The sequence below is a fragment of the Paenibacillus sp. 598K genome (genome assembly GCF_003851045.1).
Lineage (GTDB): Bacteria > Bacillota > Bacilli > Paenibacillales > Paenibacillaceae > Paenibacillus_D.
In genome coordinates, this window is the sequence record NZ_BFBX01000066.1 from 16,430 (window position 1) to 36,356 (window position 19,927).

A 19,927-nucleotide genomic window follows, 5' to 3' on the forward strand; every position below is an offset into this window, starting at 1 on the left:
AATACCGTACAGAAATGAGGAGTTACGATGTTCAAGAAACTGATCATAGTAGGTGTCTCTGCTACGCTTGCGCTGTTACCGCTGAGTCAGGCTTTTGCGCAGGAGAAGCCGCCCTCGTACGAGGCGATGGCGCAACGGATGGCATCGGAGCTGATCGCCAATTACGGGGTGAGTGCCGTGCAGTACGCCATTATGGACGAAGGCTCGATCGTATTGTCGGGCAGTGCGGGCGTGCATGACCGGGCTACGAATCAGCCGGTTGCCAAGGATACGATGTTCGCGATCGGGTCGGTCAGCAAGATGCATGTCTCTGCTGCGACGATGATGCTGGCGGATGCCAAGCTGATCGATATCGATCAGCCGCTGGTCGCCTACATCAAGGAATTCAAAATGGCAGACGAGCGCTACAAGGATATTACGCCGCGGATGTTGATGAATCACTCTTCCGGTCTCTACGGTACGCATTACGGGAATAGCATGCTGTTCGACGATAACGACACGGAAAACCACGATCAATTGCTGACCCGGTTGCAATCGGAGCATCTGAAAGCCGAACCGGGCGAATTCTCCGTCTATTGCAACGACGGGTTTCAATTGCTGGAGCTGCTGGTCGAGCGGGTGAGCGGCATCAGCTACAGCGAATTTGTCGAGAAGCGTATCAACGAGCCGCTGCAATTAACCTCGACCAAAACACCGCTCGACGATTTTGATCGAGAACGGCTTGCCAAAACGTACTTTCCGACGATGGAGCATGCCTTGCCAGTAGAAAACCCCAATGTGATCGGTGCTGGCGGCTTGTACTCGACGGCGGAAGAGCTGACCAAGTTTGCGGAGGTGCTGATCGGCAACCGCCCCGATGTATTGTCGGAGCAGTCGGTCAAGGCGATGCAGCAAGCTGAGTACAGAAATGGGGTATGGATCTCCGATGAGCCGAGCAATTATGGCTACGGATTGGGCTGGGATGCCATTCGTCTGGTGCCGTTTGCGAACTATGGCATCACGGCCATGAGCAAAGGGGGCGATACGATGTTGTATCACGCCGACCTGACGACCGTGCCCGACCAGGATATCTCGATCGCAGTGATCACCTCGGGCGGTAGCTCGATCTTTAACAGTATCTTCACCAACAATGTACTGCTGGACTATCTGCAGTACAAAGACATCATCCAGGATACGCCGCAGCAGGCAACCTTTAAACCGGCGGCGAAGGTCGATCTCCCTGCGGGTATGCGAGCGTACGAAGGGTTATACGGCATGGTGGGCGAGACCGTCCATATCGAGATGAAGAACAGCGAGATCCGCTTGCCTGTGCTGCTCGGCGGACTCATCCCCGAACAGACGTATAGCTATACGGGCGATGGACAATTCACAAGCAGCGATGGCAGGTTAACGGCTAGCTTCGTCGACGAGAGCAATGGCAAAACCTATCTCAAGCTAGACGCAAACCTGGACTTACCGGGGCTCGGCGGTTTGAATATGATTACCTACGCATTTCAAAAACTGGACAAGAACCCGGTCCCGGCCGCCATGAAAAAAGTGTGGGAAGAACGAAACGGTAAAAATTACTACGCTGTGGATGAGAAGATCACATCGTTGTTCTATCTGGCGCTGGATGTCCTAACCAAAAACATCGCCGTTGATATGGACTATGGCTATGCTACCGGCACCCGAATCGTGGATGCCAATCAAGCGGTCAATGCAGCCCAAATCCCGATGATGAACGGAAGAGATGCCTTCGATCTGAATTTTCACCAAGAGGGGCAAACGGAATATCTGACGATCGACGGATTCGCCTATATCGATGGAGATGCGGTGAAGCCCATCTATGCAGGGAAGACGTCGATTGCGACGATCCAGTCGGACGGTCATGCCGTCTGGTACAAGATCGACGCCAAGGCAGCTAACAAAACGATGACTGTGCAGGTTCCCGAAGGCGGAGGATTTGCCGTCTATGATGCGAATGGCCTCCCCGTCAATCTCTCGATTGTGAGCAAAACCAACACCGTCGCGTTGCCGGAAGGCGGACGGATTGTGTTTGGCGGGCCTGCAGGGACCGTATTCAAGATTGGATTGGAATAAGCCGCGCTGACGCAGCGAGATACGCTAAAAAAAAGGAATTCTTGCCTATCCAGAGGCGGAATTCCTTTTGTTTGACTTTCCATACTCGCTCGTGGCGGAATTCAGGATCGTTGGTCTCTCCATTTGGGGTAAGATATGATATGATGGAACTTGCCGAATAACAAATGAGGAGTGGTATTCTGAGAAAAAAACAACCGATGTCCTTTGACGATCTGCTGAAGGATCTGCAAGGCCAAAAAACGATTCAAGACGACCCTAGTCAGCCTTCCTTGGAAAAGCTTTTCCCTGCATCCTTTATGAGAAAGCATTCCAAATTCAGCAGCTTCCAGGAGCTTCAGGAAAAAGGCAACTTCCAGGCGGATACGCTGCAAGACATGGATAAAATAGCCGGCGAGCTTTTAGATCGTCATATTGACCGGGAGACGGATTTTCCGGATTGGCAGACGATGCTGGATACGGCAAAACGGGAGTTCGAGAGCGGCAAATAGCCGGTCTAGGATTGGAACGAGAGACGCTGGGAACATCCCGAGCGTCTTTTTTCTTTCTCATCTGCAAATCGCAACGTATAGCACGTCTGTATATCCGGGGAGAATTGCTTATTGGCAGACCAATGTCTCCAAGATCGACGATATCTACAACAAAGCCATCGTCGGCGGCACCTCCTTCACCATTGAGCAGGCCTACGCCGAGGCGCTGGAACTGTGGAACCGCTCCGGTGGCGAGCAACTGGAAGCATTCTATGCGCAGTGGTACGATGAGAACAAGGACACGGCGTTCCTTGCGAAGGATATGTGGCAATTTGTAAAGGAGGACTAGTCCCATGATGATGTACACAGATACCGACCGTGGCCGGCCGATGGCCAAGGATCCGGCGGTCGTGAAGCACCAGGGCAGATACTACATGTATTACTCGGTACCACCTCATCTCGATCCAGACCGGGCGCCAGCGGGCTGGGGCATCGGCATCGCGGTTAGCGACGATCTGGTGACTTGGCAGAAGGTGGGCGAAGTGCCACAGGAGCAGGAATGTGAACGCAACGGCTTCTGCGCGCCTGGCGTCATCTCGCTGGGAGGCAGCGTTCATCTCTTCTACCAGACTTACGGTAATGGTCCGAAGGATGCGATCTGCCATGCGGTCTCGGAGGATGGACTGACATTCCGCAAGAACGCGTCCAACCCCGTCTTCCGCCCGACCGGCGAGTGGAACAACGGCCGCGCCATCGATGCCGATGTGGTCGCTTATCGCGGTCAGCTGTGGATGTACTTCGCGACCCGCGATCCGCTAGGGGAGATTCAGATGCAGGGCGTGGCAACGGCGGAGCTGGACTCGGATTTTGGCCGGGATGCCTGGACGCAGCGATGCGATGCGTCGATCTTGAAGCCGGAGCTGCCTTGGGAGGAGCAGTGTATTGAAGCTGCAGCGCTCGTAGAGCGGGAAGGACAGCTGTACATGTTCTACGCAGGGGCGTACAACAACCGGCCGCAGCAGATCGGCTGCGCTGTGAGTGGGGACGGAATCGCATGGACTCGGCTCTTCGAGGAGCCGCTCCTGCGCAATGGAGAACCCGGCAGCTGGAACGCCAGCGAATCGGGCCATCCGTTCCTGTTCCGGGACGAAGACGACCGGACGTATCTTTTTTACCAGGGGAATAACGATCTGGGTAAGAGCTGGTACTTGTCCATGCAGGAAATTGGCTGGCGGGAGGGCTTGCCTTATCTGGTGGTAATGGAAGGGTCGTAGCACACAGCAAAAACACAGCAGATGAAGGGGAGCCATTCGGTTCCCTTCGTCTGCTTTTTAGGGGCAGGAGGGCTGCGTTATGATGAATCGAAAAAAGATAGGCGTTCTGATGGTTGTTTACTTACTTGCTGTTGGTATCTTGGGTCGTACGCTCTTTGACATTCCTAACGGAAAGTATCTCGGCATTCTAAATATCGCCGATTTCTACGCGACAAGTTGCTTAGCCGTCCTTGCGTGTGCATTATTCATTTACTTCTTCTCAAAGGGCAGTCCAATCAAAAAGATCATGTATTTATTTGTAGCTTCCATTATAATATTCGCGGGTTTTGTCGTTTATTTTTACACTAGCCTGCCAGCCTATACTTACGAAGAAGCAGCCACCAAGGTGGAGGCATTTGAAAGGGGATCTGGAAAATCTGTTCAAGTACAGATTCCGGAGCATAGGGAAGATAAACTTGGTGTCGGAAGTCCAACTTACTTAAAAATCACACACTACACCTATTACATTTATTTGAATGTGGATGGAGAGCCGGTTACCTATCGTTTTAACCCTCTAGACGGTGAATTCGAACACGCGGAACGTCGTTTGATGGATTGAAAATCCAGAGGTCATACGGTCCATTCAGCTTCACTTGACCGGTGTTATTTTTATATCGATCAGAGTATCCAAATTAATTTCGATCTTTATCTCATCATGTTCGTTCATCGCAAGTAATGTTCGATCTTCTATCCGCAAAGTCTTGATAGGGTTGGTCTGACTAAAAAAGATCGCCCAAAGCAAATCGTCGTTTGCGTCCGAGCATGCGATAAAGCCTTCATTTCCCATCTGCCCGTCGCCGCCATAGATTTTACCGCCGCGATAGTCAATACTCGTCCATGCATCGACGAGGGTCCAAATATCATTGTCGTATTTCAAAAGGCTTTCAATGGTTGTGTCGCATAGGGGAGAACAGCTAATTGTACTCTCCTGGTTGTTAGGGTTGTAATAGCTCCGGATGCTTAACATGATCAGGTTACCATCGGCAAAAGCAATGCAATCGATCCCGGGCAGCTCGCGCTTAGCAGACCAGTGGTCCGTAATTAAGGTATTCATCGTATCCCTCCATTAAACGATAGTCATCCGACAAATCCGGGAAATCTGATGGTTGATCATGGCCGACTCAGCATTTAGGATTACATCATACAACATCGTGTCGGATAGTCAAGTATGATGGTTCACACACTAAATGGGGTGATGAGATGTCAGGACAACGAAGTCGGATTTTAATTTTTGGCGCTGGCGTAATCGGGAGCACATGTGCCATTAAGCTGATGGAGGCGGGACTGGACGTGACGATGCTCGCACGATCAGAGCGATACCGATCCTTGAAGGACAACGGTCTGCAATATAGCGACAAGGGCAAGATTCGATCCATTCCCATTAAGGTCATCGATACGCTCGAGCCTGAGGATCGGTATGATTATATTCTGGTTACCGTACGTTACGATGGGGCCGAATCGGCGTTGTTGGCGCTAAAGGATAACCACAGTCCCAACATCGTCACGATGATCAGCAATGTCAAAGGATTTGCACCGTGGCAAGCGATCGTCGGAGAGCGTCTGTTGCCAGCCTTCCCGGGCGTTGGCGGACAGATCAAGGACGGGGTGCTGTATGCCAGAATCCCTCCTAAACTACTCGTGGCGGCTCGGGTTGGAGAAATTAACGGTACAGCGACCGTGCGCGTGCGCACACTCGTGGCTCTATTCAAGGCCGCCAAGCTTCCTTGTACCCTCACGAAGGATATGAGAGCGTATCTCCTGACCCATGCGGCGTCGGATATTGCGCTGCTCGGCGCGCTGCGACTAGACGCCCTTGACGAGAACGCGAATGATACCCGGGCCACGGCGCGCCAAATTACAACTACCTTGAAAGCCTACGTCCATGCATTGCAAAAAGCAGGCATAGCTATCGATCCGCCTTTATTTCGATGGATGCTGCGTTGGCCGAACGGGATCGTGGATCGGCTCTTTAGGGCATGGCTGAGCACCAACATGGTCAAGGATATGAGACGGCCGGATTATGCGAGTCAGGCAAGCCGCGAAATCATGCACCTGCGTAACGATCTATTGGCGTTTCTAGGTGAGCATCAGATAAAGCTCGATATGCAGACGAAGTAACGCGGCTGCAGGGTCGTAGGGACCGCAGGGCAGGGCGGCGACGGGAGCATCCGATAGGAGCATCGCCAGAGGGCTTCCTCCCCGCTCGCTTTACGCTCGCGCCATCGCGCGCGAGAGCATATCCGGGAAGTATTTGCCGCCAAAGCGCAGCACCTTGGACATGCCGGGAACGACGCGCTTCTTGTGCAAAAGGCTACTGCAGCTTGCGCATGAATGCCTCGATATTGTCGGTCAGCAGCTTGCTATTGGGCAAGCCTGCTTGGTTGATAATGTCCTTGATCTGCTGGGCAAACGAAGTCAGATCGGTCCGACTCGCCTGGTCGAACCGGTTGTCCACGGGCAACTTGCCAACCGGCACAGCGGCCTCCTCCTGGTAAGCCTTCGCCCAATCCTGACGGGCGGCTGCCTTGCGGGCGAAGCCGGTCAGGATACGGCTCCAGTCCCCTCCGCTCACGATGGCGTCTTGCAGCTGCTTGAAGGTGTCGGGCTCGAACTTCTGCATCAGGGACGACAGATCGATGTAGTCCTCCGGAGCGCCTACTGGCCGCTGCGCTGGCGTGACATAACGGACCTGCTGCGATCCGGGTCTAAACTACGGGTGGTCGAGATCGCCCCGATCTCGCGGATCGTCGCCATGAACTCGGCAGCCTGGTCGTCTTTCATATACTGGTCGGCGATATACTGCGCTTGCGCGAGACCCAGCTCCAGCAGGGCGGCAGAGTCTGCCTCCTCCGCGACCTGCGTGATGAAGTTCGACTGGATGATGCCGTAGACAGCGTCCTTCACCTCGGCCGACTGATCCTGCAGCAGGCGCTCCAGCGATTCGTTGATCTGGGTCGTTCCGAAGTAGACCGCCGCATGATGGACGATATCGGAGGCGGCGAGCTGCCTGGACGCCGGGCTGATCTCCACCGTGTCGGTGTTATGAGACAGTCCGGGGATCGTGCCTGAGACCAAGCTTGGTTGATCTGGCCGTGGCTTCGACAGGGTATAGAGATTCAAGTCAGGCGGGATCGAGTTGTTAATCTGCATGGGCCAACACTCCTATTTTCGTTGCGTTCCGTAGGTTCTTTTTCTAATATCGGAGTGTTGTTCCTTATTTTTGATAGGCTTAGGCAACGGTTTACAGGTCGACCCTTAACGTGCCCAGCATCTTGGCGAAGGCTGGATCGAGATACGACAGGAACATGCTCTCTCGTGTATCCAGAGCGGCTATCCGACCGATGTCCTCTGCGCTCAGCTCAAAATCGAAGATCGCGAAGTTCTCTTCGATTCGTGCTTTGTTCACGGACTTGGGGATCGCTACGATGCGATGCTGGACCAGCCAGCGCAGGATGACCTGTGCGACGGACTTGTTGTGCTTCTCCGCGATCGAGAGCAGCGTCGCGTTGCTGAACATGTCTCCGCGTCCCTCGGCGAACGGCGCCCACGACTGGTGCTGCACGCCCTGTTCCTTCATAAATGCGGCGCTTTCCTGCTGCTGGTAGAATGGATGTGTCTCGATCTGGTTGACCGCGGGGACGATCTTGTTGTGCACGATCAGGTCCATCAGACGGTCAGGCAGGAAGTTGCTGACACCGATCGCCCGGATCAGTCCCTCTCGGTACAACTCCTCCATCGCACGCCAGGCTCCGTAATAATCGCCGAACGGCTGGTGAATCAGGTACAGATCGAGATAGTCGAGCTGCAGCTTTTGGAGCGACTTGGCAAAGGCCAGCTTGGCGCTCTCATAGCCCGCATCCTGGATCCACAGCTTGGTCGTGATGAACAGCTGCTCGCGCGGTACGCCGCTGCGTCGGATGGCGCGGCCCACGGCCTCCTCGTTCAGATAGCCTGCGGCCGTATCGATCAGACGATACCCGGTCATCAGCGCTTCGTACACGGCATTCTCGCATTCGACGGCATCGGGGATCTGATAGACCCCAAAGCCGAGCAGGGGCATGAGGACCCCGTTGTTTAAGGTTACAGTTTGCATACCTAATTCCTCCCTGTTCCAAGTGAGTGGCAATCGGCGGCAAACACTAGTGACATGTGGCATCGTCACGGATATTTCGTTTTGCGCCGACTTGCATTACACTAAGGGTAGCACCTTCGTGTTACACGAAGGCAAGAAGCTTTTTCACTTTGTTTGATCGGAGGAGGAACACGCATGCATACCGTCAAGGAAGCCGCCCAGCTCACAGGGCTTACCGAGCACGCCATACGTTTCTATACCGACAAAGGTCTCGTGCCGAGCGTCCAACGCAATCCCAACAATATCCGGTTGTTCGACGAGGAATCGATCAACTGGCTGCATGGCGTCCGTTGTCTCAAGCAATCGGGCATGCCGATCGAGACGATCAAAACGTACGTCGACCTCTGTCTCAAAGGGGAATCGACGCTTCAAGAGCGCTGTTCCCTCATGAGGGAGCATCAAGAAGCCGCGCTGAGCAAGCTGGAGGAAGCCAAGCGGCATGTCGCCCATCTGGAGCAAAAAGTGGCTTTGTACGAGGCCATCCTGGACAATCGCTCGCCGGATACGATGAATCCCGCTAACTGGGCGGAGATCCGGCATATGCACAGCGATGTGTTCTACAGCCAGGAGCACATCTATGCAGGGTCCTGATCCCGGCTGGCTTGCCTATTGCACGGCAATTGAGGATTTGGCGGAAGCGTTAGGCGAGCAGGACCATATTCATCTGGATCGCCCCGCGCTCGTCCTGATTACGGATGGCCAGACGACACTATCGATCAACGGGCATGAGGCGCATGTTGTGTTTGGCCATTTGGTTGCTGTTGCCAAGGGGTCTGTCATCGCGCTTTCCCCTGCGCTCCCGCTTGACTTCTCAGGCTATCTGCTTAGCTTCGATACGTACGATACGACGATAGGGACGATCTACGAGTGGGATGTTAACTCCAGCACGGGCTATGAGGTGCATAAGGTGTCCGAGACGATCGTAGCCGACACTCGCGTTGCGCTCGCAGATGCTGCGGAGGAGCTTCACCTCACGATGCGGCAGTTTATTTTGTACAGCTTGCTCAAGGAGCTGAAGCCGCAGCGTCCCGCTGATGAAGATACGCTGGAGCACAGGCTCGCGCGGACCGTTCATTACATGCAGCAGAAGTATACGCAGCGGATCACCAGAGAGCAGCTGGCCGCGATAGCAGGATACAGCCCGTCGTATTATTCCAGACAATTCCATGCGTTGTATCATCAGACGCCGATCGAATATTTGATTCGCACCCGTATTTTGCGCGCGCAGGAGCTGCTGTTAACGACAGATGACGCTTCGAACCAGATTGCCAAGAAAGCGGGCTTCGACGATGCGCAATATTTTAATCGGCAGTTCAAGCGGATGGTCGGCAAGCCGCCCAAGCAGTACAAAGCATCCATTGCGTCGTATCGCATCTGCTTCCTATCCTCTGCACATGCCGAGATTGCCATCGCACTAGGGGTGATCCCGGATAGTGTCGCCGTGACCAGGTCCCTGACGCCTGGCTATCTGCTAGCGCTGCTTCAACAACATAGCGTAACCTTGTTAGACATGCCCCAGTATGTCCTGCGACAGGACAGGATTGTAGAGCAGCAGCCCGAGCTGCTAATCGGCGACGTCGTAACGGAGGAGGCGAAACGCGATCTGCGCACCGCTGCTCCCGTTCTAACCAGGCTGCCCCGCGACATCTATTCCCTTATTCGCTACTTTGGCGGATTGTTCGACCGGGAGCGTCAAGCGAGGGAGCTGATCGATGAGCTGACTGCGCAGGCTGACACGCTCAGGCGCAACATCCACCGCCATATCGAGGAAGGCTCGACCGTACTGTATCTTCGGGTTGAAGAGTCCGGCTATCGCTACATCGGCGAGGCTTCGATCGAGTCGGCCATCCTGTTGTACGAGGAGCTGGGCTTGTCGATGCCGGCGCTATTCCGTTCGAACGAAAGAAGCTTCAATCCGTGCTCTTTGCAGCAAGTAGCGGAAGCCGATCCGACGTACTTGTTTATCGAAAAACGGCAGATGGACTATTACAATGCGGACCTTAGCTTCTCCAATCTGCAACAAAGCAAGCAATGGGCCAGTCTGGATGCGGTGAAAAACAAACGTGTCTGCTATGTCGATACAGGGCTATGGATTAATCATTGCAGTGCGTACGGCAAGAGGGAGATTATGCGGCAGATCGAACAGTTCATGCTGGGTCGCGTGTAGGCCAGGACACAATAATCCACTCTTTAAGACACTTTACGCTATAGCCGGATTGGCCAGGATTTCTTATAATTTGATAGTGATAATCATTATCAAATGAGATAAAGGGGCCTTTGCAATGAGAAGAACGATGCTGTACCTGCTTGTTACATTAGTTGTATTCGCTTTGGCGGCCTGCTCCTCGACCGCTAATCAAGGGAACGGGAGCGGCGGCAAGCCTGCAGAGGCTGAGAGCAAGTCTGCCACGCGTGTGGTCAAGGATGCATTTGGCGAGGTGACGATCCCGACCGAGCCCCAAAATATGCTCGTCCTCAGCTCCAGCTATGCGGAGAACTTGATCGAGATCGGCGTCATCCCCCAGGCGGTTACGCTGGTGGAAGAGATCGAGCCGGAGTATCGTCCGAAGTTGTTCCAGGAACATCAAGTGAAAATGATCTCTGTCCAGCAATATGAAGATAACTTCGAGCTGATCCTCGAGGAAGCGCCGGATCTGATCCTTGCGCAAGGCGGGGCGCTCGATGCCAAACGGTATGAGGGGCTAAGCAAAATCGCTCCGACGGTCGCTCTCGACGCTGGCGGCGCCATCGAGGAATATGTCCCCGCTCTGGCCAAGCTGTTCGGCAAAGAGCAGGAGGCTGAGCTAGCCCTTCAACAGTACAAGGAGAAAATCGAAGATACGAAGAAAAAGCTGCATGATGCGATCGGCGATGAGAAAATCCTCGTCTTGCGTGTCGAGCAAAAGCAATATCGCGTGCTCGGACAGGAGAAGGGCAGCCCTGGCAGCGATATGCTGTACGACAAGCTCGGGCTCAATATACCGACGTTGCTCAAGGACAACTATGAGTGGTTCACACCGCTCTCGCTGGAGGTGCTGCCCGAGCTCGATGCCGACCATATCTTCGTCGAACAACGGCAGATGCAAAATTACAGCAGCGAGCAATCGATGAAGGACCTGGAGAACAGTCCGCTGTGGCAAGGGATGGACGCCGTCAAAAAAGGTCAGGTCTATCCGCTGAAGACCGCAGACTTCGTCGTAGGCGAAGGGCTGGTCGGTTCTCCGCTATTCATGGACTATCTCTTAGAAAAGCTGGTGCCCTAGATGGAGCGGGATATTTATGACATCACGATTATCGGCGGCGGCCCTGCTGGCATGTACGCGGCCTTCTATAGCGGCATGCGTGAGATGAAGACCAAAATTATCGAGGCCAAGCACGAATTGGGCGGCTTTATGCGGACCTACCCGGAGAAGCTGGTGTGGGATGTCGGCGGTATCGAGCCGGTGCGGTGCGAGGCAATTATTCAGTCGTTGATCGTTCAAGCGAAAACCTTTGATCCTGCGATCGTATTCGGGCAAGAGGTTGTCGAGATGGACAAGGGCGAGGACGGTATTTTTACGCTAACGGCCAACAATGGAGAGCAGCATTATACAAGGACGATCCTGCTGGCTACGGGACGGGGCATTACGCGCATTCAGAAATTAACCGTCGAGGGCGCGGATCGTTACGAGCTGAGCAATCTTCACTACACGGTGACGAGCTTGAATCGGTTTAAGGACAAGCGCGTGCTCATATCCGGCGGAGGCGATTCGGCAGTCGATTGGGCGATTGAGATGGCTCCATTAGCCAAAGAGGTCTACGTCGTGCATCGACGTGATGACTTCAGCGCGTTTGAATCTTCCGTGAAGCGCATGAAGGCGGTAGCGACGGCCTACGTTCCGTATGTCGTCTCCCGTCTGCACGGTAAGGACAATAAAATCGCGTCTGTGACGCTACAGCATGTGGACTCCAAAGAGGAGATGCGCCTCGAGGTCGATGAGGTGCTGGTCAACCATGGCTATGATCGGAACTTTGGCGGGGCGATCCTGAAGTGGGGTCTGGATTGCGAGGAGTACGGCGTTGCGGTGACGCCAACCATGCGTACGAGCATAGCGGGCGTATTTGGCGCAGGCGATATCATCACCCATCAGAGCAAGGTAAGGCTGATCGCAGGCGCGTTCAACGACGCTGTGCTGGCGGTGAACAGCGCCAAGCTCTACCTGGACCCTACAGAGTCCAAAATGGCGGGCGTCTCGTCGCATAATGACCGCTTCGCAGACAAAAACGAAGATTTGCGACAAAAGCACAGGAGCAGCCAGAGCTCCACGATATATTGATGGATTGACTATCGAAAAGTGCATCATTGCCGGAATATCTGAAAGTATAGTTTACACTTTCGGCAGTGATTCTTGCGACTACACTTTCCAATGCACTAAGCGTCGACTCGCTTGCCGAGGATGATCAGGTCGCGCTCGACACCATCCAGCTCGGCGACACCGGGGAGATGCGCCCACTGCTCGAAGCCAAAACGCGTGAGCAGCCGCAGGCTCGGGCGGTTATGACCAAAGACAAAGCCGAGCAGCGTCTTGATGCCGAGCTCGGGGCAATGGTCGATCGCATGCTGCACCATGAAGCGGCCGAGGCTACGGCCCCGGAAGCGCTCGTCGATGTAGACGCTGAGCTCGGCGGTGGCGTTGTAGGCAGGACGACCGTAGAACGACTGGAAGCTCAGCCAGCCGCACATCTCGCCGTCCATCTCGAACACCCACAAGGGGCGAAACGTCGGCGAATGCTCGTCGTACCAGCGCTGACGCGAGGCGACGCTGACTGGCTCGGTGTCGGCCGTCACCATGCGGCTGGCGATGGTGGAGTTATAGATGGCGACGATGGCGGGCAGATCGTCGATGACGGCGTCCCGCACGCTAAGGGTATCGAACCCGTCTAACCGGTACATAGCAATCACGCTCCTGCCATCAGTATAGTACGTTATATGGGGACGAGACAACAACCCGAGGACTGGTTATCGCGTCTCACTCAAAAAAACACCCTTCATCCACAGCTGTTCCGTGGATGAGGGGTATTCTTCATTAGCGATAGAAGGCTACCTTCTGCGGAAGGCCCCGCCGCGGGCCAAGGCGAAAAAAATGAGCAAGGCGATGATGGCGCCCACGATAGCCGGGATCACATGAAACCCGCCCAACACCGGTCCACGCGGTCCTAGCAGCTCTGTGCCCAGCCACGAACCGATAAAGCCGACGATCACGTTGCCTAATACGCCGCCAGGCACATCTCGGCCGATCAGATTGCCCGCTAACCAGCCGATGACGCCGCCGACGACAATGACCCAGATCAGATACATGGTTTTGTCCCCTTTCCATGAGTCTTCTCCAAGGTATGATGGAACAAGCCAGAAATGAACCAACTTTTTTTAAAAAAGCGAAATGAGTTTATTAGTGAGCCAGGGCTTCCAGATCGGGCTGCAATTTGTTCCGTAGCGCGTAGAGCATAAGGCCGCCTACGAGGAAGGCGACGATGTCGGCGATGACCAGCGCCCAGATGACGCCATGGAAGCCGCCCATCCGACTGGCGACATACAGGGCCGGGATGAGGGCGGCGCCTTGCACGACGGACATGACGAACGCCGCAGTGCCTTGCCCGGTCGCCTGGAAGATACCGGTGAACAGCGTAGTGATGCCGGAGATGAAGAGGGACAGGAACGTCACATGCAGGATGTAGGTGCCGACCTCGATCAACTGAGCGTCCTGCGTGAACAGACCGATGAGGTTATCGGATACGAGATAGACGATGATGCCGAAGATGGCCGCCAAGGCAATCATCGTCTTGATCGTAAAAGCAATCGTATGCCGCATACGGAGCTTGTTGGCTGCGAAGGAAAAGGCGATCAGCGGCACGACGCCCTCGCATAACCCCATCAGGATAAATTCGGGAAATTGCAACAGACGGGATGAAATGCCGTACGCCGCCACCGACGAATCGCCATAGGCGACGAGATAATGATTGACGATAAGCGACATCGCCCCCAGGAAGAGGCTCATAATAAAGACCGGCACGCCGATTTTGGACACTTGGCTGAAGATGAGCCGTGTCGCCCGGAACCATCGCATAGAGACGGTCAGAAACTTGCTCTTGAAGCCAATATGATAAGCGTAAAAGGCGCTGGCGACCAGATTGGCAACGACCGTAGCCGACGCTACGCCGATCACGTCCCAATGCAGCACGAAGATGGCGATCACATCAAGTATAATATTGACCACAACGCTAAGCAGCATTCCGATCATCGAGGTCATCGCGGCGCCCTCGGCGCGCACGATATTTTCGAGCGTGAAGAACAGGATGACGAAGGGGGAGCCAATCAGCATGATCGTCACATAGTCCTTCGTAAATTCAAACGCGTCAGGCGTCGCCCCAAGGCCATGAACGATAGGGTCGATCAACGGCAGGCCGACGGCTATGACGACCAGCCCAAGACATAGACTGCTGTAAAATGCGAACGACGACACATGCTTGACCGACGTATACTGCTGCTCTCCCAGCAGACGGGAGATGTAGGTGCCGCCGCCGACGCCCAGCAGATTGCCCAGCGCCATCAGGATGGAAAACAGGGGCAGGGTGAGCGCGAGCGCGGTCAGCATCGCTGTGTTGTTGAGCGTGCCAAGGAAATAAGCGTTTAAGATCGAATAGATCACGCTCATGGACGTACCCAGCATCATCGGGATGGCGAAGTGGGCTACGGCCTTGCGGATCGGAGCCTTTTCAAAGTAATGGAGATGTTCTGCATCCATGGAGATCGCCTCTTTCATTTATAAATGACAAGCATAATCTAACAGTGTTAGATTGAACCTTACAGTGTTAGATGATATCATGAGTTTATGAACCTGTAAAGCACAAACTTACACTGTTAGATAAAGAGGTGGATGAATTGAAAAAACAACAGCCGCAAATCTCGGAGGATAAAATATTGGCCGTGTCGTGGGCGCTTCTGGGCGAGGGGGGAATCGAGAAATTCAGTATGAGGCGACTCGCAGACCGCTTGGGGATACAGGCGCCCTCCTTGTATTGGCACTTCAAGAGCAAGCAGGCGATCTACCAGCGTCTGGCCAATCAAGTGTCGCGGATGATCCTCGAAGCGCATCGCCCGCAAGGGGACTGGAGCGAGCAATTGCGCGGGATGGCCTTTGCGATACGGAGCGTGCTCAGCCAGTATCCCTGCTCCACGCAGCTCATGATGGCGACGCTGCCGCACGAGCCCGATATTATCCGCTTCAACAATCGGATGCTGCAGTGCGTCGAGCCGACGCCGCTCGAGCAGGCGCACAAGCTGCAAGTCGTGCTGACGTTGATGAACTATGTGTTCAACTTCGTCCTCGACGATTACGAGCATCAGCGCAATGTCGCCGCGCTCGTGCAAGAGGAAGGCGGCACGGCACAGCCTGGCGATCGCGTGACGCATCTCCTCGATTCGATGGATGAGCACGAAGCAGGATTGTTCCGCAGCATGTACAAGAACCGCCTGTTCGAGCTGATGGGGACCGACGAAGCGTTTGAGTTCGGCTTGCAGGTCATCCTGCTAGGCGTACAGCAAGTGATCCAGCGGCAGAAGACGCAGTCATAGGCAGACAGAACCCCGAAGCCCGGGCTATCCCACAGCGGATCGTCCGGGTTTTTTGCATATTCACATCCATATTTATTCAGATCTTGTAGAGTAGCGCGTGATATAAATAGTTTCAATTTGTAATAATTTGTCGTGCATGCGCTAACCAAGGGGGATCGAAGCGCTAAATAGCAGCATAACCAATCCAACATAAAAGGAATGAGATGAAAATGCAAAGCTACACAAGTCAGTTGAAGAAAATAGGAGTTGTTTTCCTAGCTTTTCTTCTATTTTTTACAGGAACGGGAGTGAACTTAGGCACACTGGTCAGCTACGCTGATACACCGGATGTATATGTGGCGAGTGATGGCAATGACAACACTGGGGATGGGACGCGCGAGGCTCCTTATGCTTCATTGCAGAAGGCTTATCAGGAAGTGAGCGACAACGGGACAATCTATGTTCTAGATGATATTACGTTTGTGCGTATAAACGGGCTGTTTCTCAAGCTCGAATCGGACAAAGCGGTTACGATTTCAACGGCTCCCGCAGTCGAGAATCCGGCTGTCATTCAGCGTGGCGAGATAGGCAGTAGTTCAGGCGGGACGCTATTTGATATAACCAGTGGTAGTCTTACTTTGAAGGATATTATTGTTGACGGCAGCTTCGGGACAGGTCCATCCAATGGGCGAATCTTAAATGTCAATACAAATGCAGCTTTAACCATTGAAGAAGGGACGATTTTGCGCAACAACTTTTCCGCATACGAGGGAAGTGCAATCTTTTTAATGGGCGCTAACCCCGTCTTGGAAATGACGGGCGGAGAAATCGTCGGTAATAAGCATGCCAGTACAGGCGCAGTCTATATCGGTGGAACTAATGCAACCTTTAGGATGACTGGAGGGACGATTACTGAAAATAGTGGGGGCGGCATACATGTCGTACAGGGGAGCCTCCACCTTTCCGGCGATGCCTTCATTACAGATAATACGTCAGGAGCTACACCACGAAATGTTTTTTTGGCCGGCTCAAACCTTCTTCGGTTGAGCGGTGACTTTACGGGCCAAGCGGGGATTACGGCCAATAATCGAATGACGGCAGGAAGCCAGTTCGGAATCGTAAATTCTGATGTCATGCCTGTAGCCGGATTGGGCAATCTGATTCCCGATACCGGTACTCTGGTTGCAGCGTATGCTGAGGGAACGTCTAATGTGGTATGGCGCGAAGTCGTAGCCGTGAACAAAACACAGCTGCAAGCGAAAGTGGATGAGATTCATGATGAAGCTTTGGTCTCGTCGGAGTATACGGTAGAGAGCTGGCAAACGCTGCAAGACGCGCTGGATGCCGCGCAAGCCGTGTTGGACAATGACGATGCCACTCAGAATGAAGTCGATCAGGCAGTTTCCCTACTGGGAGTCGCGAGAGATCAACTGACCGCTATCGCCGCTCCGCCAGCATCTCCGGGCGGGGTACGTAACGGATTGATCTCCTGGGTCGATGTGGGGAAAAGCGCGGAGATTACAAACGGCGATGTAACGCTTTTGAATGATTTGGCTGTCGATGAGAAGTGGGCGCGTCATAGTAACACGGCTAGCATTCCATACACAGCTAATTCGGCTAACTTTAACCCAGGTATTAAAATTACACCAACATCTGCATACTTCACAAAATCGACATTAGGCAGTACTGCGGATACAGAGCGTGAAGTCTTTTCTGTCCAAGCGAGCGAGAATTATGCAGGTTTCCCTTGGGATCTGGGTGGGACGGGATATGGCAATCCAGGAGCCGCCCAATACGGGTATAACAGTGGTCAAAGCATCCGCACTTATTTCGGTTCGACCGCCAACAAAACGGTTAGTGTGCAGGGAGCCGAGCTGAAGAAATCTCGTGTGATGAATATCTGGAGCTCTCAGAGCGAGGGATGGTCCTTTGCTTTGGACGGCAAGACTTTGCTGGAAGAGATTAATGGCCAAAATGCAGCCAACTTCGGCTATGCTGCAAGCAAGGTGTATATTGGCGCAGGACACAATAGCCGATTCAACGGTTCGATCTCGGAAATTATTGTGTTCAACAAAAAATTGGACGCCAATGATCGTCTCAAGGTCAACAGCTATCTGGCTCTTAAGTACGGTCTCACCTTGCCTACAGATTATGTAGACAGCAGCGGCGACGCCATGTGGACACAAGGTGACAGCAGCGACTATAGCAATCGTATCGCCGGTATCGGGCGCGACGATCAGGCCGCCCAATACCAGAAACAGTCGCGCTCTCAGGAAGTCGGAGCCCATGTCACCATCGCAGTGGGAGATGCAATCGCGGCATCGAACGAGGACAATCTGAGCCCGATCATCAACGACAGATCCTATATCGTATTCGGCGATAACGGGATGAGCACAAGCTTTGTAGATTCTGTCGATAGAGCTGATGAGCAACTGAAACGCACGGAACGTGTCTATAAAGTGAAGAAGACGAATTGGCAGGACACCAACCTGCTCACGGATGAGGATACAACCATCACCTTGCAAGTCGATCCGGTAGAAGGAGCAGTCGATGGTCCGCTTTATGTTGTGTTCAGCGCGGATGACCAGTTTGATGAGGCCGACTCGTTCTATCTGATTGAGGACGGTCAGGTTACGATCCCTACCAAGGATTTTGGCGACGTGTCGTACTTTACGCTTGCGGCGTTGGTGCCGACGCTTGAGACGGCTGTACTGGAGCAACCCGAGACGGGCGGCCCCCGCATCGTGCTGACCTTGGACCAAGAGATTGGCCTATCCAATCTGAATGGCTTTAAAGTTACGATTAACGATATAGAAGTCGATATCAGCACAGTTAATTTTGAGGTTGACCCTGCACATCAGGATCAATTGATCTTGAAGCTGCCAGTGGGAACCGTGGTAACGGACAACGAAGTGAAGGTCATTTATGATGGGACAGGTACGCTGAAGGGGACAAACGGCGTTCCTGCCGCTCCATTCGAGCAGGTGGCAGCCGATGATTTTGCCTCCGCTTTGCAGATCACCGAGCCTAGCAGTCAGATTGTGAACGTCAGCTTTCCACCGATAGAAGGGACAGCCGTTCCAGGAGCATCGGTCTTGATTATCATCAAAGATGCCGAAGGTCATGTCGTAAACGGCACCGACGTCATTACCTTCGTAACAGAGGACGGGACCTGGAGCTGCACGCTTCCTGTCGGTTTGCCAGAGGGCACTTATACCATAGAAGCCAAGGCTTATAAGGATGGCAAAACAGCCATCAAAACTAAGACGATGACCATTGTGGACAAAACGGCGTTGCAATCGGAAGTCGATGAGATTAACAACGATCTGGTAGAGACGGATTACACTCCAGATAGCTGGCAAGAGCTGGAGCAGGCGTTGAACAACGCGCAGCAAGTGCTGGACAACGAAGAAGCCACACAGGAAGAAGTCGATCAGGCGCTGGAAGCGCTGGAGACCGCACGCAACCAGCTGCAGTTGATCACGGTCCTGCCATCGCCAGTAGCACAACTGAACGAAGAGGGCGTGCTGAGCTGGGATGAAGTTAACCATGCGGACAAGTACGAAGTAACAATTGAAATTGAAGGTGAAGAGCCACGCGTCATTGTAGTAGAGGAAGGAACGGAGCTGGATCTGTCCGGCTTGCAGCCAGCACTGGCACCGGGTACGTACAGTGTGACGGTTGTTGCCAAGTCGAACAGCCCGGCGTACTCGGATTCCGATCCGTCGGAAGAAGTGACGTATGAAGTCCCAGTGCCTGTAGTTGCCCTGGCGACTCCAGAAGCGCAACTCGGCGAGAACGATGTGCTGACATGGGACGAAGTTACTCATGCAGACAGTTACGAAGTAACGATTGAGATCGAAGGCGGAGAGACACGCGTCATTGTAGTAGAGGAAGGAACGGAGCTGGATCTGTCGAGCTTGCAGCCAGCACTGGCACCAGGCACGTACAGTGTGACGGTCGTAGCGAAGTCGAACAGCCCGTTGTACACGGACTCCGATCCGTCGGAAGAAGTGACGTATGAAGTCCCAGTGCCTGTAGTTTCTCTGGCGACTCCAGAAGCGCAGCTGAACGAAGAAGGCGTACTGAGCTGGGATGAAGTTAACCATGCGGATTCGTACGAAGTAACAATCGAAGTCGAAGGCGAAGAGCCACGCATCATTGTAGTAGAGGAAGGAACCGAACTGGACCTGTCGAGCTTGCAGCCAGCACTGGCACCGGGTACGTACAGCGTGACGGTCGTAGCGAAGTCGAACAGCCCGTTGTACACGGACTCCGATCCGTCGGAAGAAGTGACGTATGAAGTCCCCGTCCCTGTTGTCGCTCTGGCGACTCCAGAAGCGCA

Annotated in this window: 17 protein-coding genes and 1 pseudogene; 11 read left to right on the plus strand and 7 right to left on the minus strand. The window is 53.8% G+C overall.

What is annotated here, in order from left to right:
* Positions 1 to 27: 27 nt before the first annotated feature.
* The 4 genes from PA598K_RS19255 (at position 28) to PA598K_RS19275 (ending at position 4,418) form a co-directional block, all read left to right on the plus strand.
* Entirely contained in the window at positions 28 to 2,079 is a 2,052-nt protein-coding gene (locus PA598K_RS19255; RefSeq protein WP_128658526.1) for a serine hydrolase domain-containing protein, read from the plus strand.
* Positions 2,080 to 2,276: 197 nt separating this feature from the next.
* The gene (locus PA598K_RS19260; protein ID WP_128658527.1) at positions 2,277 to 2,567 is read left to right on the plus strand and encodes a hypothetical protein; all 291 of its coding nucleotides are present in this window, start codon (positions 2,277 to 2,279) and stop codon (positions 2,565 to 2,567) included.
* 332 nt (positions 2,568 to 2,899) lie between these two features.
* Positions 2,900 to 3,820 (plus strand): family 43 glycosylhydrolase, encoded by a 921-nt coding sequence (locus tag PA598K_RS19270; RefSeq protein ID WP_260405496.1) that lies wholly within the window; start codon positions 2,900 to 2,902, stop codon positions 3,818 to 3,820.
* 79 nt (positions 3,821 to 3,899) lie between these two features.
* On the plus strand, positions 3,900 to 4,418 hold the full coding sequence (locus PA598K_RS19275; protein WP_128658528.1) for a hypothetical protein: 519 nt from the start codon (positions 3,900 to 3,902) through the stop codon (positions 4,416 to 4,418).
* Between the two features lie 30 nt (positions 4,419 to 4,448).
* Here the strand turns inward: PA598K_RS19275 and PA598K_RS19280 are convergent, their stop codons facing one another.
* Positions 4,449 to 4,913, minus strand: a complete 465-nt coding sequence (locus PA598K_RS19280; protein ID WP_128658529.1) for a hypothetical protein — start codon at positions 4,911 to 4,913, stop codon at positions 4,449 to 4,451.
* A gap of 146 nt (positions 4,914 to 5,059) precedes the next feature.
* On the opposite strand from PA598K_RS19280, the gene PA598K_RS19285 reads away from it, so the two are divergent.
* Positions 5,060 to 5,977 (plus strand): ketopantoate reductase family protein, encoded by a 918-nt coding sequence (locus tag PA598K_RS19285; RefSeq protein ID WP_128658530.1) that lies wholly within the window; start codon positions 5,060 to 5,062, stop codon positions 5,975 to 5,977.
* Positions 5,978 to 6,170: 193 nt separating this feature from the next.
* On the opposite strand, the gene PA598K_RS38075 is transcribed toward PA598K_RS19285, so the two are convergent.
* The 3 genes from PA598K_RS38075 to PA598K_RS19300 form a co-directional block, all read right to left on the minus strand.
* The gene (locus PA598K_RS38075) at positions 6,171 to 6,479 is read right to left on the minus strand and encodes a hypothetical protein (protein WP_260405497.1); all 309 of its coding nucleotides are present in this window, start codon (positions 6,477 to 6,479) and stop codon (positions 6,171 to 6,173) included.
* Positions 6,480 to 6,514: 35 nt separating this feature from the next.
* Entirely contained in the window at positions 6,515 to 7,009 is a 495-nt protein-coding gene (locus PA598K_RS38080) for a hypothetical protein (RefSeq protein ID WP_260405498.1), read from the minus strand.
* A gap of 91 nt (positions 7,010 to 7,100) precedes the next feature.
* Positions 7,101 to 7,952, minus strand: a complete 852-nt coding sequence (locus tag PA598K_RS19300; protein ID WP_128658531.1) for an aldo/keto reductase — start codon at positions 7,950 to 7,952, stop codon at positions 7,101 to 7,103.
* Between the two features lie 174 nt (positions 7,953 to 8,126).
* Here PA598K_RS19300 and PA598K_RS19305 point away from each other — a divergent pair, with 174 nt between their 5' ends.
* The 4 genes from PA598K_RS19305 (at position 8,127) to PA598K_RS19320 (ending at position 12,307) form a co-directional block, all read left to right on the plus strand.
* The gene (locus PA598K_RS19305; RefSeq protein ID WP_128658532.1) at positions 8,127 to 8,582 is read left to right on the plus strand and encodes a MerR family transcriptional regulator; all 456 of its coding nucleotides are present in this window, start codon (positions 8,127 to 8,129) and stop codon (positions 8,580 to 8,582) included.
* Positions 8,569 to 10,158: a helix-turn-helix domain-containing protein gene (locus PA598K_RS19310; protein ID WP_185602101.1), complete on the plus strand. Its 1,590-nt coding sequence runs from the start codon at positions 8,569 to 8,571 to the stop codon at positions 10,156 to 10,158. The genes PA598K_RS19305 and PA598K_RS19310 overlap by 14 nt, the downstream gene beginning before the upstream one ends.
* Positions 10,159 to 10,273: 115 nt before the next feature.
* Positions 10,274 to 11,254: an ABC transporter substrate-binding protein gene (locus PA598K_RS19315; protein ID WP_260405499.1), complete on the plus strand. Its 981-nt coding sequence runs from the start codon at positions 10,274 to 10,276 to the stop codon at positions 11,252 to 11,254.
* A complete protein-coding gene (locus PA598K_RS19320) occupies positions 11,255 to 12,307 on the plus strand; it encodes an NAD(P)/FAD-dependent oxidoreductase (RefSeq protein WP_128658534.1) in 1,053 nt (350 codons plus the stop codon).
* A gap of 95 nt (positions 12,308 to 12,402) precedes the next feature.
* Here the strand turns inward: PA598K_RS19320 and PA598K_RS19325 are convergent, their stop codons facing one another.
* The 3 genes from PA598K_RS19325 to PA598K_RS19335 all read right to left on the minus strand — a co-directional run bounded on the left by PA598K_RS19325 (position 12,403) and on the right by PA598K_RS19335 (position 14,773).
* On the minus strand, positions 12,403 to 12,924 hold the full coding sequence (locus PA598K_RS19325; RefSeq protein WP_128658535.1) for a GNAT family N-acetyltransferase: 522 nt from the start codon (positions 12,922 to 12,924) through the stop codon (positions 12,403 to 12,405).
* Positions 12,925 to 13,071: 147 nt separating this feature from the next.
* Entirely contained in the window at positions 13,072 to 13,329 is a 258-nt protein-coding gene (locus PA598K_RS19330; RefSeq protein WP_128658536.1) for a GlsB/YeaQ/YmgE family stress response membrane protein, read from the minus strand.
* 91 nt (positions 13,330 to 13,420) lie between these two features.
* Entirely contained in the window at positions 13,421 to 14,773 is a 1,353-nt protein-coding gene (locus PA598K_RS19335; protein WP_128658537.1) for an MATE family efflux transporter, read from the minus strand.
* A gap of 137 nt (positions 14,774 to 14,910) precedes the next feature.
* On the opposite strand from PA598K_RS19335, the gene PA598K_RS19340 reads away from it, so the two are divergent.
* Both PA598K_RS19340 and PA598K_RS19345 read left to right on the plus strand, forming a co-directional pair.
* The gene (locus tag PA598K_RS19340) at positions 14,911 to 15,603 is read left to right on the plus strand and encodes a TetR/AcrR family transcriptional regulator (protein WP_128658538.1); all 693 of its coding nucleotides are present in this window, start codon (positions 14,911 to 14,913) and stop codon (positions 15,601 to 15,603) included.
* 203 nt (positions 15,604 to 15,806) lie between these two features.
* Positions 15,807 to 19,927 (plus strand): annotated as a pseudogene (locus tag PA598K_RS19345) (Ig-like domain-containing protein); the annotation flags it as partial.

Coding starts and splice junctions, on each gene's coding strand:
- PA598K_RS19255 (WP_128658526.1), top strand. CDS start 28: ATGTTCAAGAAACTGATCATAGTAGGTGTCTCTGCTACGCTTGCGCTG.
- PA598K_RS19260 (WP_128658527.1), top strand. CDS start 2,277: ATGTCCTTTGACGATCTGCTGAAGGATCTGCAAGGCCAAAAAACGATT.
- PA598K_RS19270 (WP_260405496.1), top strand. CDS start 2,900: ATGATGATGTACACAGATACCGACCGTGGCCGGCCGATGGCCAAGGAT.
- PA598K_RS19275 (WP_128658528.1), top strand. CDS start 3,900: ATGATGAATCGAAAAAAGATAGGCGTTCTGATGGTTGTTTACTTACTT.
- PA598K_RS19280 (WP_128658529.1), bottom strand. CDS start 4,913: ATGAATACCTTAATTACGGACCACTGGTCTGCTAAGCGCGAGCTGCCC.
- PA598K_RS19285 (WP_128658530.1), top strand. CDS start 5,060: ATGTCAGGACAACGAAGTCGGATTTTAATTTTTGGCGCTGGCGTAATC.
- PA598K_RS38075 (WP_260405497.1), bottom strand. CDS start 6,479: ATGCAGAAGTTCGAGCCCGACACCTTCAAGCAGCTGCAAGACGCCATC.
- PA598K_RS38080 (WP_260405498.1), bottom strand. CDS start 7,009: ATGCAGATTAACAACTCGATCCCGCCTGACTTGAATCTCTATACCCTG.
- PA598K_RS19300 (WP_128658531.1), bottom strand. CDS start 7,952: ATGCAAACTGTAACCTTAAACAACGGGGTCCTCATGCCCCTGCTCGGC.
- PA598K_RS19305 (WP_128658532.1), top strand. CDS start 8,127: ATGCATACCGTCAAGGAAGCCGCCCAGCTCACAGGGCTTACCGAGCAC.
- PA598K_RS19310 (WP_185602101.1), top strand. CDS start 8,569: ATGCAGGGTCCTGATCCCGGCTGGCTTGCCTATTGCACGGCAATTGAG.
- PA598K_RS19315 (WP_260405499.1), top strand. CDS start 10,274: ATGAGAAGAACGATGCTGTACCTGCTTGTTACATTAGTTGTATTCGCT.
- PA598K_RS19320 (WP_128658534.1), top strand. CDS start 11,255: ATGGAGCGGGATATTTATGACATCACGATTATCGGCGGCGGCCCTGCT.
- PA598K_RS19325 (WP_128658535.1), bottom strand. CDS start 12,924: ATGTACCGGTTAGACGGGTTCGATACCCTTAGCGTGCGGGACGCCGTC.
- PA598K_RS19330 (WP_128658536.1), bottom strand. CDS start 13,329: ATGTATCTGATCTGGGTCATTGTCGTCGGCGGCGTCATCGGCTGGTTA.
- PA598K_RS19335 (WP_128658537.1), bottom strand. CDS start 14,773: ATGGATGCAGAACATCTCCATTACTTTGAAAAGGCTCCGATCCGCAAG.